This window comes from Xenorhabdus griffiniae, from assembly GCF_015163655.1.
GTDB lineage: Bacteria > Pseudomonadota > Gammaproteobacteria > Enterobacterales > Enterobacteriaceae > Xenorhabdus > Xenorhabdus griffiniae.
In genome coordinates, this window is the sequence record NZ_JADEUF010000110.1 from 1 (window position 1) to 13,984 (window position 13,984).

At 47.8% G+C, this 13,984-nt stretch carries 16 protein-coding genes; 3 read left to right on the forward strand and 13 right to left on the reverse strand.

What is annotated here, in order from left to right; all coding sequences use genetic code 11:
- Positions 1-93: 93 nt before the first annotated feature.
- From IQ211_RS15115 to tssI, 4 genes are read right to left on the reverse strand one after another with little or no spacing between them, the layout of a single operon-like run.
- Positions 94-411: a hypothetical protein gene (locus tag IQ211_RS15115; protein ID WP_189760587.1), complete on the reverse strand. Its 318-nt coding sequence runs from the start codon at positions 409-411 to the stop codon at positions 94-96.
- Position 412: 1 nt separating this feature from the next.
- On the reverse strand, positions 413-760 hold the full coding sequence (locus tag IQ211_RS15120; RefSeq protein ID WP_228011602.1) for a hypothetical protein: 348 nt from the start codon (positions 758-760) through the stop codon (positions 413-415).
- Positions 757-1,251: a DUF4123 domain-containing protein gene (locus IQ211_RS15125; RefSeq protein ID WP_189760588.1), complete on the reverse strand. Its 495-nt coding sequence runs from the start codon at positions 1,249-1,251 to the stop codon at positions 757-759. The genes IQ211_RS15120 and IQ211_RS15125 overlap by 4 nt, the downstream gene beginning before the upstream one ends.
- Positions 1,248-3,266, reverse strand: coding sequence for a type VI secretion system tip protein TssI/VgrG (gene tssI / locus IQ211_RS15130; protein ID WP_189760589.1), 2,019 nt, complete (start codon positions 3,264-3,266; stop codon positions 1,248-1,250). Before tssI ends, IQ211_RS15125 begins: the two co-directional genes overlap by 4 nt.
- Positions 3,267-4,320: 1,054 nt before the next feature.
- Between tssI and IQ211_RS15135 the strand changes: the two genes are divergently transcribed.
- Entirely contained in the window at positions 4,321-5,190 is an 870-nt protein-coding gene (locus tag IQ211_RS15135; protein ID WP_189760602.1) for an integrase domain-containing protein, read from the forward strand.
- A gap of 39 nt (positions 5,191-5,229) precedes the next feature.
- Here IQ211_RS15135 and IQ211_RS15140 read toward each other — a convergent pair whose 3' ends face one another.
- Positions 5,230-5,463, reverse strand: coding sequence for a hypothetical protein (locus tag IQ211_RS15140; protein WP_189760591.1), 234 nt, complete (start codon positions 5,461-5,463; stop codon positions 5,230-5,232).
- Here IQ211_RS15140 and IQ211_RS15145 point away from each other — a divergent pair.
- Positions 5,450-5,716, forward strand: coding sequence for a helix-turn-helix domain-containing protein (locus tag IQ211_RS15145; protein WP_189760592.1), 267 nt, complete (start codon positions 5,450-5,452; stop codon positions 5,714-5,716). The two genes, IQ211_RS15140 and IQ211_RS15145, sit on opposite strands and share 14 nt — an antisense overlap.
- 641 nt (positions 5,717-6,357) lie before the next feature.
- Here IQ211_RS15145 and IQ211_RS15150 read toward each other — a convergent pair.
- The 8 genes from IQ211_RS15150 to IQ211_RS20010 all read right to left on the reverse strand — a co-directional run bounded on the left by IQ211_RS15150 (position 6,358) and on the right by IQ211_RS20010 (position 12,690).
- Positions 6,358-7,386 (reverse strand): tyrosine-type recombinase/integrase, encoded by a 1,029-nt coding sequence (locus IQ211_RS15150; protein WP_189760603.1) that lies wholly within the window; start codon positions 7,384-7,386, stop codon positions 6,358-6,360.
- Positions 7,387-7,494: 108 nt separating this feature from the next.
- Positions 7,495-8,505, reverse strand: a complete 1,011-nt coding sequence (locus tag IQ211_RS15155) for a TraI domain-containing protein (protein WP_189760593.1) — start codon at positions 8,503-8,505, stop codon at positions 7,495-7,497.
- Positions 8,506-8,734: 229 nt separating this feature from the next.
- The gene (locus IQ211_RS15160; protein WP_189760594.1) at positions 8,735-9,418 is read right to left on the reverse strand and encodes an N-6 DNA methylase; all 684 of its coding nucleotides are present in this window, start codon (positions 9,416-9,418) and stop codon (positions 8,735-8,737) included.
- Between the two features lie 115 nt (positions 9,419-9,533).
- A complete protein-coding gene (locus IQ211_RS15165; protein ID WP_189760595.1) occupies positions 9,534-10,457 on the reverse strand; it encodes a DUF1281 domain-containing protein in 924 nt (307 codons plus the stop codon).
- Between the two features lie 99 nt (positions 10,458-10,556).
- Positions 10,557-10,859 (reverse strand): TA system toxin CbtA family protein, encoded by a 303-nt coding sequence (locus IQ211_RS15170; RefSeq protein ID WP_189760596.1) that lies wholly within the window; start codon positions 10,857-10,859, stop codon positions 10,557-10,559.
- Between the two features lie 10 nt (positions 10,860-10,869).
- Positions 10,870-11,412, reverse strand: a complete 543-nt coding sequence (locus tag IQ211_RS15175; RefSeq protein ID WP_189760597.1) for a hypothetical protein — start codon at positions 11,410-11,412, stop codon at positions 10,870-10,872.
- 124 nt (positions 11,413-11,536) lie between these two features.
- Complete coding sequence (locus tag IQ211_RS15180) at positions 11,537-12,004, reverse strand: antirestriction protein (RefSeq protein ID WP_223281792.1); 468 nt, start codon at positions 12,002-12,004, stop codon at positions 11,537-11,539.
- Positions 12,005-12,105: 101 nt separating this feature from the next.
- Complete coding sequence (locus IQ211_RS20010) at positions 12,106-12,690, reverse strand: antirestriction protein (RefSeq protein ID WP_282885612.1); 585 nt, start codon at positions 12,688-12,690, stop codon at positions 12,106-12,108.
- A 488-nt stretch (positions 12,691-13,178) separates the two neighbouring features.
- Here IQ211_RS20010 and IQ211_RS15190 point away from each other — a divergent pair.
- The coding region (locus IQ211_RS15190; RefSeq protein WP_193836409.1) for a hypothetical protein at positions 13,179-13,984 on the forward strand (806 nt) is incomplete at its 3' end.

Below are 13,984 nucleotides of genomic sequence, written 5' to 3' on the forward strand. Positions count from 1 at the left end.
ATGCATCAATTCAAGGGCGCGTTTTTGTTCTGGTGTCAGATGAATTTTCATGGTCGCAAGCATGATCGGATTAGGATAAAAAATCAAGCATCTTCAATGACGATTGGTATACATCGTACCGGCAATTTTTGTCTGATAAGCAATAGTAATTTCAGAATATGATTTCGTAGTTTCCCAAACCATCGCAACTTGGCCTATGGCTGGACACTTATCGCACTTTTCTCTTGTCGTACTAATAGCATCAGTCTGAGCTTCCGCCTTGTCTTTTTCGTCTGTTTTTTCTTTATCTTTTGTAGCTTCATTGATACCTACTCCCACACCAACACCAATCGCTATCCCAGCAAGTGCAGTTAAGGTATATTCAGCCGCTGCCAGAATAGCAGGGCCAGCAAGAACTAAAGGTAATGGCATATTAATGTTTCCTTTTCATTAAATTATCCAGCGCTAGCAGATAGTCACGATATTGTTGTTCTGGGTTATCACCCGCTTTCAGCATATTTTTAATTTCAGGCGAATCATGAAAATTGCGGTTAAATGCAGCGAAATGGAGGTAAGAGCGGATCAATTTTTCCTCTTTAAACTCCATTGAAATCAAATCCAAATACGCAGCTTTGAGCCGTTTATGCAGGCTGTGCTCACTTTCATCCCCGATTAATTCAGCATGTTCCGACTGAACCTGTTTCCGAACTTTGGTGATATAAACCTCATCTTCGGCATCAATAAATTTACCCACCTGTTCCTGGCTGAGTTTTATCATCATTGTGCTCCTTTTACCGAATAAAACTGACCATCCAGCCAGTAATTCCATTCATCAATAGGTTGTGTGAATTCGGTTAATTGTTCCTGACTGAAAATATCCCGAATTTGATGCAGAATGCGGGGATCATAAAAACGTAACAGCGCCGTTTCACCGCTTTCCAGTTGAACATTCAAATAGGGTTCGAAATGACGGGTCAGCGCATCCAATGAGAGTGTGGTGTATGACCATGAAACGGCAGGAAAAGTTTTTTCCAGTTTTAAAAATTTCTCCACGAATACGATGTTATGGGTTATGTCAAACAACCACGGCCCGGCAAAGGCGATTTCTGCATCCGGGTATCGCCTAAACAGCGGGTTATTCAGTCCCGCAATGTAAGTCAACTCCGCGTCAAAGAGGCGTTCATACTGTAACCCATCAATCAGTGCATACCTGTTCATATCGGGATGTGTTTTTTGGTATTCCTGCCATGTTTCCTGTGATATCGAGATCATGATTGCCCCCTGATGACCATTGCAGAACCGCTTAACGCGGCTTTCATTAAGCAACTGAGACAAATTTTCTCCGGTGGCGATGTTAAGATTGCCTCCGTAGCCTGTGCTGCGTTGATTTGTTTTAGCTTATCCAGCATATCCGGCAACTTGCCGCCCCAGCCGGAGCCATTGCCCGGCGCACCACTGCCAAAGTTAACCACAGCGCTGCTGGTGATCCCGCCTGCATCAATTTTCAAGAAATGCCCTGCGGCCTGAATGGTCAGTTCAGAACCCGCATCAATCACAACTTTAGCGCCAGAACTCAGATGAATTTCATTGCCACTTTGTGTCAGCAAGGCATCGTCCGCCTTGATATGGAGCTTTTGCCCGGTTGACAGCGAAATGTCATTGTTTGCCTGGACACGGTATTCATTATCCACGCGTAAATGCGCATCATTTTTAATGTGGTGTGTGCGGTTATGACCAATATTGCTGGTTTCGTCATTGAGTACCTGGCTTTTCATGTCCTTTTGCGCATGAATAAACACTTCCTCACTGCCTTTCGCATCCTCAAAACGCAGTTCGTTAAACCCTTTACCCTTGTGGGTTTTGGTCTTAAAGGTGGTGCGGGTTTTTTCTGCCGGCAAATCCAGCGGTGGGCGGTTCAGGCCGTTGTAAACACAGCCGGTGACGATGGGGCGGTCAATATCGCCGTTCAGATAGGAAATAATCACCTCCTGCCCGATGCGCGGTATCGCCATAAAACCAAAGCCGTTGCCGTTCCAGCCCTGCGCTACCCGCACCCAGCACGACGCACTGTCATCCGGCTGGTCGTAACGGTTCCAGTGAAAATGGACTTTAATCGCACCGTCTTTATTGACGAAGATTTCTTCGCCCTCCGGCCCGACCACGATGGCAGTTTCATCCCCATCGGCTAACGGTTTATAGTGGAACGGTGGCCGGTAGTCGGCAAGGCCATCGATAAAACGGAAGGTATTGCTGAGTGTCGTCCCCTGTCCGCTGTTATCACCCAGCGCTTGTGGGCAATGTCCGTGATGGCTGATGGTGACGATTTGCCAGCGGGCGTTGAACGGTTTATGCGGGTGATTTTTTATCTCGAAGATTTTGCCCGGCATCAGTTTGATGCAGTTACTGTTGCCGCTGCCGGTCTGTTTCTGGTTATCCAGCGCTTCCTGCCGGTATTTCAGAAACGGTTTGGCGGCCGCATCTTTCTGGAATCGCCCGTAACTCTCAAACACGGTGTAAGAGGTCTGGCTGCCGAAGTCGCGGAAGCCTTCGCTGCTGTGCATATGGGAGAGGTGATAGCGCGGTTTTTCCGGATTGAAATCTTTGTGGAAACTGCGTTGCGGACTCATTCCCACGCCCAGTTGCACCTGATAGATAGTGTCAGTTCCGTAAGCGGTTTCCGGCTGGGGCTGGTATTGCAGCGGCAAGCCCGCGGTCATGCCCAGATGGCTGTCACTGAAAAACAGCGTTTCATCCTCAAACCAGAAACTGATACCCTCTTCCGCGGCTAACCGGCTGAAAAAATCATAATCGGATTCGCGCTTCTGGGTCACATATTCCCGCTCCTGATGCGCATCGTAGAGTTTTGAACCGGCTTTGACGTGGTGTTTTTTCAGCAGGCTGTTCAGGATGGCCGGCACATTCTGCTGATGGTAAATTCGGCTGTCCTGATTGAGCGTTAAACACCAGCAGGCAGGGCGAACTGTCACCGTATAAAGCGTCTTGTTACCATCGGTGCCCGCCCAATTAGCGTGAGAGACAATCCCAGTGATTTTGCGTTGCGCCGTTTCGCCATAAAAAACCTGTAACACTGCTTCCTGCATCAGCAGCGCGGTCAAATCGATTTCCGGCTTCGGTCGAAAGGGATTGTCGGGCTGGGACTGAACCAGCGTCAGGTTCAGGGTAAAAAGGTCAGATAACCCTTCATGCAGGGTAAAATCTGCCACGGCAAAAGTATTTTCGGGTAAATTTCCTATCCGGCAAACAAAACGTAATCCGATTTTTAGCATTATTGTCTCCCTATTTTTCTTTTTATTTCACTTTTCTTGCACAAATATTGTGATGAATAATCTATCGGCATTTAATTGAAAACCTTTATGAATAACAAAGAAATCAGGATTGAATAGGCTATTATAGGGGGATTAACGTTAATTAAATTAATAAATTTTGATTTTTGTCTCACATAACAAAATTTTTAAAAAAACAGGCTAAATACCCCTTTGACCTTACCCGGTTAAACCGTTAACATCTTTCATGTAACCTAATGATCTCATCGCCTGCAAAGATCGCCTTCGGGTGGCGAAGCAAAACTCCCGTAGCCTGAAAGGGAGAGCAAACATTGCGGTACATCTGCCCACCTTTGGAAGCAGATATTGTCAGACATAAACCCCTTGTCTGGTGATGAAGGTTTCTTAAACTAAAAATACACTCAAAAGGTGTTTTTATATTGTCTCCGAAGTGTGTTGGACGTTGGTTCATGCACTGACTTTTCGTATCAGTACCAGATCACATTTTTATTTATCTTCAATAAACAACCGGATGTCTTTCACGCATCCCGTTAATGCTTCTGACTATCCCTGTCTGAAATATTCAGCAGACTACTTTCTACACTTAAACAATTAACTCATTGCTACCGTTTGACACTTAACCTTGCGGCGTTTTGTTGTGCCTGCTGGCATTTCAACGCTTTCATTACCTTGACTGGCCGTTCGCGGAACCTAAGGCGTCACTTTTGGCAGGTTTACCGCTGAAAGTGACGCCGCAGCCAAAGAACAACCGAACCCTGACAGGCTCACGCCTGCTTCACCCCGCAGTGAATCTGACACTGCATTTTTAGATTGAAAAAGGAGAACTTGACGATATCGAGGCTGGCTTTTTGCCGGTGGGGATGACCTGCAAATGCAGGCGGCAGTACCGCGTACTCAACCGATACCCCGCAATACCTCAACTTGCGTTCACTCTGGCGCACAGATATCCGTCAAGGGTAAAGCAGTCATTGCCTGTTTTGCCGCACTGTCGCGCGCCAGAGTTCGCATGTTGTCAGGTATCAGTAAGGGGAAGCCAATGAGTCGATTGATTAAAGAATTAAAGTTTTTTGCCCGGCAAGGGGGCGGCAGCCATAAAACTTGCCATGATCGCATTCGGATTGCAGGACGCTTGGGCGCGTTGTTATTGAGTCTGAATATCCAGGTGAAAAGCCTCAGTCACTTGAAAGCCAGGCATGTGGAACATTACGTTGATGCCCGTTTATCTCAGGGTATTGCTAAACGAACGGTGCAAAATGAAATGTCCGCACTGCGTAATATCTTCCGCATGGCAGGCCGGGAGAAACTGGAAACTTCTCCGCGCCTGAGCAATCAGGCATTAGGACTAAGTGGAACCAGCCGTGCCGGAACGAAACAGGCGATCCCTGATGCTACGTTTCAGACCGTTTATCAAAAGGCACTTGAACGTGATGCCGGATTTGCCATCACACTAAAACTCGCCCGTTTGCTGGGGTTACGTTCTCAGGAAGCGGTACAATGCAGTGCTTCATTGAAAAGCTGGCGCAAACAGTTAGAACAACCAGAGCCAAAACTGCATGTTGTTTTCGGTACAAAAGGCGGCCGGCCAAGACAAACGCGCGTACTGGATGTCGCAGCGGTAAAAGCGGCTGTCGAACAGGCAATGACTATTGCAGAGCAACGAGGCGGCAAGTTGATTGATAAACCGGATCTCAAGCAGGCCATGAACTACTGGCGAACGCATACCACAAAAATTGGTTTAACAGGCTGCCATTCTCCCCATAGCTTGCGCTATGCGTGGGCGCAGGATGCACTGAGTTTTTACCAACAGAATGGTTTTAGTCGTCAGGAAGCAAGGGCACTGGTTTCAATGGATTTGGGGCATGGTGACGGTCGTGGGCGCTATGTTGAACGGGTTTATAGCCGTTAAACTTAGTTGTTTAGTTATTGAGTCCAATAAAACAATCAGTTAAAGTATTCCTGCCATTGGCAAATACCAATGGTCAGGGATTTGCAACCCTGTCGAGCTATCCACTGGTAGGATGTTTCTGCCAGTGCGCCTGCGTTCGCCTTTTCTATGGCGTTTCAGGCGGGGGAGGCTTCGGCCTCGCCGGACGATAGCTCCCGGTATTGCAAACCCCGTCTGAATCGCCACCATCAATATTAATGAATGGAAAGGGGTAGCAGGAATGAATAACAACATTAGAAACGACTGGCATCAGGCCGATATCATCGCAGCATTGCGTAAACGTGGTACAACCTTAGCGGCGCTTTCCCGTGAATCGGGACTCAGTTCATCAACCCTAGCAAATGCACTCAGCAGACAGTGGCCTAAAGGCGAATGGATCATTGCGAACTATCTTGGTGTCCATCCCTCAGAAATCTGGCCCAGCCGCTATTTTGATAAACAGGGTCAACTGATTGAGCGTAAAATTCGCAGTAAACCCCAGGAATAACCCGCTGTAATTTGTGATCGATGTTGTAAAAATGAATATTTTTTATCTTAAGCCCTGAGCATGAAATGGCAGTCAAATTTGACCATTTTTCACCCTCACGGCTTTTTTGCTTTAATGTGATTAAAAAGCACACAGTTAGTAATATAAATAAGAAAAATCAGTCAGATATAAAAGAAAAAGCAAGCAAAAAAATCTGGGGGCATTAAAAGGGGCATAAACGGAAGGTAAGGTTATAGACTTTGACTATTCAACAAGTTACACTGTCTTTCGATTCCGCCTCCGGCACCAAGTTTCCATGCGGGTTTGTCGTAGGTTGTTAAATTTCCTGACAAAAGCGCGAAAAAGAATCAATCGTTAATTAAATGTTAAATCTCAATCAGTTCAATTTGTACTGTTTAGTTGAGAAGAACATTTATGACAAGATGACAGGGTAGCTGTTTTAACAGTTACCCTTTTCTCGTTTAAGGTAATGATTTCAGTAATTGATTCTGATGTCAAGTGAGGTGTAAACTTCGCGGGATGCCGATGCCAGTTCGGTATCAATGATCTTTTCATACCCTCCATTGTTGAGGCAGGGCAGTTCAATCAATTCCATCCTCCTAAACCCTGATTGAAACCCGCCCTGTTCTTTTTAACCCATTTTATTCTTTCTCACCGGCACTTTCGTCAGAACGATCGGTATACAACCCCAGTTCCCTCTCCAGTGTTTTGCCCGTTACTTCCATATCGAGGTCAATGTACTCCATCGTGGTTGCAACATTACAATGCCCCAGCAGTCTTTTCACCAACGGCAGATTCCGATCCGGCGATTTCATCAATGTCGTCGCCACCGTATGACGAAAACGGTGGGGCGAGACCGCAAAATCACACTCTCTGGACAGCCGGCGAAAGAAAGAACGGAGCTGCTGTTTTTCCCGGTTGATATCATATTGGTAACGGGAAAGCCGGCTGGGGTGCGGCACACTTAACCGGCTGAGATCGAAAATCGGATCGTCAGCTTTAGCGCCGGCAGCCATCGCCCTTTCCACTAATTTTGCCAACCAGGGTTTGAGCGGCGGGATAATCGGCACTTCCCATTCACTGTGGTTTTTACTGCCTTCCAGCCCCAGTTCAATATAATTGCTTTCCAGATTAATATCCCGCAGCCGCAGGTGCAGTAACTGGTTCTGGCGCATCCCCGTAAAGCGCAATGTCGCCAGCACTGTTGACCAATACCAGGTCGGATACAGGGCACAACGCCCTCCCCGTGGCATCACCCCGGTTCTTTCTTCTTCAGCAAACTTTCCCATCAACAGATTAATCCGGGTTATCTGCGATTGACTCAAAATCTTCTTCTTTTTCTTCTCTTTTTTAACCACCGCATTGTTAAACGGGTTTTCGGTGTGGGGCAGCAGTTTTTGCTCCATACCGAAATTAAAGATCGCCCGCAGGTGAGCCACCTTATTATTCCAGGTGTGGCTCGACTGTTTTTTCTCCACCAGAAGATAGCGCCGCCACCGCAACACATCCCGGTGAATCACCTGCGCCGGTGAGGCCGCTTCCCCCATAAACCGGGTAAATCCCTTCGCCACTTTACGGTAACTCCACTCGGTATCCGGTCTCAGGATATGTGAAAAAAAGTACTCATCTAATAATTCTTCCCAGCCCATTATTTCTTCTGTTCCGTGCATCATTTTTTTCCTGTTATCAACAACCCAACCCGGCGGCTTTTCAATATAGAAAGCCGTTAATCATTCCGTGAAAATTAATTACGAACTAAAATTGTTTCATTGTTAATATCATGACGACTCATTCCCGGCAGGAGCAACATTTTCTGACAGCCTGCCTGTGCGTTTGCCTATTTTCAAATCGTTATCATTCTCATTTGCATTAATAAGCAATGAAACTTCATCATTGGATTGAAATAATGACAATAACGTCCGGGTATCGTCGGCCGTCGATGGAGAGGGATTTTTCATTTCAGTTGCGGGAGCAGCCGATGGGGTTTCCGGCTTTGCGTCAGCTTCGGAAGTCTGGGCTGTTTCTGCTGCCGCTGGCAAAACCGCCTGTTTCACCAACGGGGAATGCACCTGCCCGGCGGCCTCTTGAAGCAACGCATCAATCAGGGGGACAGAGGAAGGACGACCATTGAGGTGCAACATCAGGCAATGCCAGGCTTCCGGCACGGAAACCAGCCACGTGATGGCTTTTTCCGGTAACAAACTGGCGGCCAGCAAGGCTTCCTGTGGCACCGTCAGGGCATTTTCAGGTGTGCGAAAACGGAAACGAAACGGTTTGTCGGGGATACCAATGCCCGGTTGCCAGACATGCCCGTCTTCCAGTTCCCCTTCGAGCTGCCGCAACAACGGCAGGTGGTAAAACAATGCCGCCCAGAACACGATGGCCTGCCATAACAGACCCTGTGCGGCCTGTGTTTCCGGTGCCGCCCCCGGCGGTAACAGATGTCCCTTCGCCAGTCGCACGGCACAGGCGGTAAATTGCAGTGTCAGGTCGGCAAATCCCCCTGCCCCTGACCAACCGCCTTCTGGTGTGGCGGGCACCTGTTGCACACTGCCCAACAATTGCTTCACCGGCGCGAGATAAAAACGCTGATACAGCCCTTCGGGCAAGGCACTGTTTTGCCATAATTGCTGAAGACACTGACGGCGCAGCGGGGTAGCCAGTAATTCATCCGTCGATTGCGGCCGGAAATAGCCCCGGCGGTCACGCATAGTTTCCGGTTGTTGTCCGGGTGATTTTTGTGGTGTGGCAGACTGGCGGGCAAAATGGGATTTAAAACGCTGAAACATGGTTTTTCTCCTTCGGTTCAAATTTAGCCCAGTGTCGGTCAATCCCACGCTGAAACAAGGAAAAACTCTTTTTGCGAAAATGAAAATTAACCTGACTCGCTTCACCCATTGAACGGTTTACTGAATCCACTTAATTTTCATCATAAATCAATCTATTAATAGGATTTAAAAATAAAAAGCGCCCCGAAAGGCGCAATGTGTAGGAAGCATAGCCAATGTGAAAAAAGGTTCAGGCCGCTTGTTCATATGCCTGCAAACGCTGTGACCAGTTACCCAGATAATGCGCAGGCGTATAACGTGTCCGTTTGCTGCCGCCATCATCCAGCGCATTGCCAATGGTGACCGCGGCCGGAATGCCGGCCAGGGAAAGCTGGACGTAAGCCATTACCGCGGCCAGCGGGTCGATATCAATCGCTGACACCCACAAACTGCATAACGGATCATGCCCCTGCTCTCTTAATACTTCGGCGGCGGCCAGTGTCATACAGCCCGCCCCACAAGCCGGCTCATACAATGTCACAAAAGGTTTCTCCTGCAAGCGTGCAGAGACATCCTGCAACTGCATCTCTGCCATCATGCTGGCCACGCTCCAGGGGGTAAAAAACTGATTGAGGTCTTTATCCCCCAATCCCAGCTGCATAAACACACTGCCCAGAAAATCGCAGGGTTCCTGCGCTAACCCCAGCACTACATGGGAAAACAGCTGCACAATCCGGTCAACATCTTCCCGTTCGTACTTCTTGATGGTTTTCAGGTAGTACTGCTCCAGCTCCTCGCTGTAACAGTATTTATTGTGAACGGCGGCCATCGCACAATTACAAAAATCCTGAAAGACCTGATAACGACGGTGGTCACGCGCCGTCTGGTTAAACAGCGCAATAAATTCTTTCTGGTGATTCGGTTGTGATGACATGACGGGTTTTCCTTGCAAAAAATAAAGGGAAAACACGTTCCGAAAAGGGAAAATGTTTCCCCTTTCGGTTGAAGTGAAGATAAAACAATCAATTAATGACGGGTTAAACAACGCGTTATTGCCCGACCGCGATGGCCGGCACGGACAGGTTCACCGCCCGCTTTTCCTCGTTGACCAGATAAAGCGCCGGCCGGCTCTCCCGTCCTGACTGCCCGTTACCGCTGTCCACATGCTCGCCCTGGTCATAGCAATCGTAGCCATTAAGCTGGCCTGACGGTTCGCTGTACCCGTGGCGAATTTCACAGTCAAACACCAATGACAGTTCCCCCATCAGTTCGGCTGAAGGCGGAGCCCAGGGAGAATCAAAGCGCACAGTTAAGCAGCTGACATTGCGACGCTCCCAGCGGACATGGTGACCCAACGGCCATTCCATACCGTATTGCGCGTCGTAAAACTGCGCCGCAGTTGCAATCCCTTTCAGCAAGCCACTGTTACCGTTAATCTCAGTCGCCAGCCGGGTTGGCATTATCATCAACATATCGCAGGGCTGCGCCGACGCCGGGTAAGTATTCAGCTTATCCCAGCACGCGCCGATATCGGGTGTCTCAGACCAGCTCACCATCCCAAACCAGTCGGTATACTGGCGGGTCAGGAGACGGGCGATAATGTCACGCGCCGGCGCCGGGATGTTTTCCCAGCGCACCAGGCTCAGACTGGACTGGCGGTACAGATTATCTATCCGTTTAATGTTATCGCTGTTTAACGGCACATTATCCTGCAACAATGTCAGCCACTGGTCAAAAGCCAGATTCTGCGCCGTCGGTGCCGCTGTACCGCGCACTAACGCCGGATACGGTGTATAGGTTTGCGGTTTAGTGGGTTTCAGTATCCCCGCACAGCCGGCCAGAAACAGCCGCAGGCTTTGCAGCACCGCCTGGCGGTAACGGGGAATTTCTTCACCGCAGACCCATTGTTGCATCACGTCAATACACACCGACTTGCCGGTAATGTCCAGTTGATTGGTATACCATTCTGCCATGGTCAGGTTCCTCATTGGATTAATAAGAATAAACCGGAGGAACCGCGCCATCAGGGCACCATTCCCCCGATGGGTGATAAAAAAAATAGGTTACCCGGGCTATGACCCGGTGGCCTGACTGAGCAGTGCCTCGGTAATACCGCAGTCGAAAAGCACCCTCAGCTCATCATGAATACCCAGATACGGTGTACTGCTCATATCCTGCCCATTCAGCCGGGTTAAATCGTATTTATCCACTAACTCGTTGATGGCTTCAAATGGCTGGACGCCATGAGCCATCAGTTCAGCTACCGTGTCCGCTTCACACAGGGCCGTATCAGCCAGGTTCAGGCCAAAATGCCGCTTCAGCAGCGAGCCGGCAATCACCTGCCAGACGGTTAAACGTAAAGGTGCTATCGTCATACCTCATGGGTTAAATACTGACTGTCGTGCCGTGCCGGAGAATATCCTGCACTTCACGGCACTGTTGATAACGGGGCGCAACCACATGCAGCGACAATAAATGCGCCTCATGCCACAATGCCCGGGCAGCCTGTGTATTCTGCCAGCCCTTCTCAAACACGGCTGACTGGCACAACTGCTGCTGTTGCTTTTCCAGTGACAGGCGTTCTGAGGCCCGTGTCACCGGCTGCGCCCAGACAATCTCGTCATAAAACCGCCCGCCGAGCACTTTTTCATCCCGGGCGTCATAAATCATGACGGTCAGCGGGAAAAAAATGCTCTTAAACTGGTCAGATGAAGTCTCCGGTATCGGCCAGTCGCCCAGCAAATGGATAACCTTCAGACGCTGCACCGCTTCGGTTACCGAGGCCGCTTCACACACGGTCAGGGTATCTTCCCGCAGCGACTGTGGTATTTGCGGGTGCTGCATCAGGCCGGTGACCTGCACGGTAAAAAGGTCTTCACATAATTCCGGGCCGGTGTCATCCGGTGCCGGTAAAAAAATCGGGTTCATCGGTATTTCCTTGATTTGAGGTCAAATAAAGAAAACACCCGCCCGATAAGATACCGGGAAGGTGTTTTCGGCTCCCTGGTCAGGCGCTTAAGAAAAGGGTTAACAGCATCATGGGCTTATAACGTCAGTGAGAGTGATTATTTTGATTTTCGGTTAATGACGGGCTGATAAAATCCTCGTGAGGTCCCAATGTCATGACTGACCATATCAGCGCGTTTTCCGGATGCTGATCCACATATTCCCGCAATTCGCGAAACCGGCAGGCATCCGCATTCGGCTCATCCAGCGCAGCGATACGGGCAAGCACGATTGACGTCACCGCCAGCCCGAACGCATCGGCAGAAAGCGTAATGGTTAACGCACTGTCCGGCAAATAAACAGAATACGTGGCGGCGGATGTCGGCACCAGATAAGTCAGCTGTTCAGAGGCATCCCGCCTGTCCCAGTATTCATACTGATATGCACCACATAACTGTGAGGCGGTATTGGCAATCAGAAACCCCAGAAACAACCGCTCCAGCGGTTTTTTACCGGGAAATGCCGCAGACAGTGCAGGACTGTCCAGCAGGATAAGTTCACTTTTTTGCATCATGTTCTCCTGTCAATAAAAAAAGACGGAGAACACCCTGCCCGACGGGAAGCATGTTCCCCGTCCGGGTGACTGGCGTCATGCCAGAATGGATTAAATTATCGTCATGCCCCCGCTAAACCTAGCGCCGCCCGAATACACGGGGCCTGGGGATGTTGCAGCGCGTATGCCCGCAAATCACAAAACCGTTCAGCGACTTCATCCTGCTTCATCAGTACCGTCAGATAGCCCAGTACGCTCAGGGTGACCATCAGCCCGAACGTCTCCGCTGATACTTCGCCGTTAAAGTCCGTAGTCTCAATTTTGACCCTATACGTGTCAGCGCGTGTCGGCACAGCATAGGCAATATTGTCCGACACTTTCCGGCACTGCCATGTATCACACCGGTAGTCCTCACACAGCGTGACCGCTGCTTTAATGATCGAGTGTTCCAGCAGCATCCGTTCCAGTGGGCTGGTTTGCGGAAAAACATCCTCAAAAGGGGACAATTCAGACGCCGGTACAGCATGCACCGGTGTCCCGGTTTCGTTTTGTTGCATTGTGGACTCCCTGAAAATAACGGAGAACACATTGCCCGACGGGAAACGTATTCCCCGTTGGGTGGCTGGCGTTATGCCAGGGTGGATAAAATAACCTTCATCATCAGCAACGATGATATCTGCTTCCAAAGGTGGGCAGATGTACCACACAGTGTGTACTCCCTTGCAGGCTACGGGAGTATGGTGTCGCTGCCCGAAGGCGATCCTCACAAGCGACCGGATCATCGATAAGTCTGACCACGCTAATGAACGGAAATCATAAGGTCAATGCGTAATTCATTTTCCGGGACAGAAAATAAGGCCAAAAGAAATTGTGATGGCCTCGGTCGCTATCAATATTTTGATAATACACCTATTTAATATAGTGACCTCACCCATCTCCGTGCTTGGTCTTTTCTCCGCTGCTATGTTTCTTTAGCGCCCCACTAAATAACTAGTAAAATGGTTGCCATTCTTAAAATCCTTTGTATTCAGGAACAGACTTTCTCACAATAGTAATAGTACATACGCCAAACAATACCCATTCAACGGAATGTTCTAGGATTTTAGCGTACAACCCCTCTTGCCTACCTGGACTTTAAACTGTATATTTAACAAACGGTTAATGTTAAACCAGAATCACTATATCAGGAGCTTAAATGTCAGAAAAATCGGAGTTTTTTTCAAGTTTTATTGAAATTGAAAACCGCCCTGCATTTTCAAATGAACAAGAAATTAGTCCGGAAAACTTCAAAGAGTTAATTGGCCAGTATAAATTTGATGAAGATGTGGCTTGTCAGGTTAAGGGGCATAAAGGAATTTGTCATCAAAATCATAAAAGTGGATGGCTCGGTATCACTACAGATGGTAAAGAAGCTTTAATTGGTGGTCATTGTGCACGAAATTATTTTAAGGCGGATAAAAATTTTATCCTTGAAAGAAAGCGTGTCAAAAAAGAAATTGAAAGGAAAAAAACGCTAGATAAAATACAAGAATATCGTGATCAAGTTTTAATTTGGAATGAAGAGCTTTCAAAGCTAAGATCTAATCTTATTCAAACGCGAGAAAAAGCAGATCTATTTTATAAAATTTTTCCTAATGTAGTACTACAATTTATTCACAGCGCACAAAAAAACAAAAACTGGGAAATAAAGATAGATATATTAAAAAAATCACATTCCGATATTGAAAAAAACAAATCCCAGTGGGTTGTTGGTACCTTATGTAATTTAAGACCAATACCAACAATGCAAAAAATAATTAGCCTTATGAATAATATAAAGTACCTAATTGATACTTACCATGAAGTGTGCAGTATTAAACCTGAAGAAATAAAAACACCTAAGCTAAAAAAAATGCATGAAATATTATCTGAAAAAGAAAACTATGAAAATGAATGTAATTTATATAAAAACGAAATAAAAAATTTTTTAGAACCCAAAAATCTAGATGCACTAATATATGT

Coding starts and splice junctions, on each gene's coding strand:
- IQ211_RS15125 (WP_189760588.1), bottom strand. CDS start 1,251: ATGATCTCGATATCACAGGAAACATGGCAGGAATACCAAAAAACACAT.
- tssI (WP_189760589.1), bottom strand. CDS start 3,266: ATGCTAAAAATCGGATTACGTTTTGTTTGCCGGATAGGAAATTTACCC.
- IQ211_RS15150 (WP_189760603.1), bottom strand. CDS start 7,386: ATGCACGGAACAGAAGAAATAATGGGCTGGGAAGAATTATTAGATGAG.
- IQ211_RS15120 (WP_228011602.1), bottom strand. CDS start 760: ATGATGATAAAACTCAGCCAGGAACAGGTGGGTAAATTTATTGATGCC.
- IQ211_RS15140 (WP_189760591.1), bottom strand. CDS start 5,463: ATGTTGTTATTCATTCCTGCTACCCCTTTCCATTCATTAATATTGATG.
- IQ211_RS15175 (WP_189760597.1), bottom strand. CDS start 11,412: ATGAACCCGATTTTTTTACCGGCACCGGATGACACCGGCCCGGAATTA.
- IQ211_RS15170 (WP_189760596.1), bottom strand. CDS start 10,859: ATGACGATAGCACCTTTACGTTTAACCGTCTGGCAGGTGATTGCCGGC.
- IQ211_RS15145 (WP_189760592.1), top strand. CDS start 5,450: ATGAATAACAACATTAGAAACGACTGGCATCAGGCCGATATCATCGCA.
- IQ211_RS15165 (WP_189760595.1), bottom strand. CDS start 10,457: ATGGCAGAATGGTATACCAATCAACTGGACATTACCGGCAAGTCGGTG.
- IQ211_RS15155 (WP_189760593.1), bottom strand. CDS start 8,505: ATGTTTCAGCGTTTTAAATCCCATTTTGCCCGCCAGTCTGCCACACCA.
- IQ211_RS15115 (WP_189760587.1), bottom strand. CDS start 411: ATGCCATTACCTTTAGTTCTTGCTGGCCCTGCTATTCTGGCAGCGGCT.
- IQ211_RS15160 (WP_189760594.1), bottom strand. CDS start 9,418: ATGTCATCACAACCGAATCACCAGAAAGAATTTATTGCGCTGTTTAAC.
- IQ211_RS15180 (WP_223281792.1), bottom strand. CDS start 12,004: ATGATGCAAAAAAGTGAACTTATCCTGCTGGACAGTCCTGCACTGTCT.
- IQ211_RS15135 (WP_189760602.1), top strand. CDS start 4,321: ATGAGTCGATTGATTAAAGAATTAAAGTTTTTTGCCCGGCAAGGGGGC.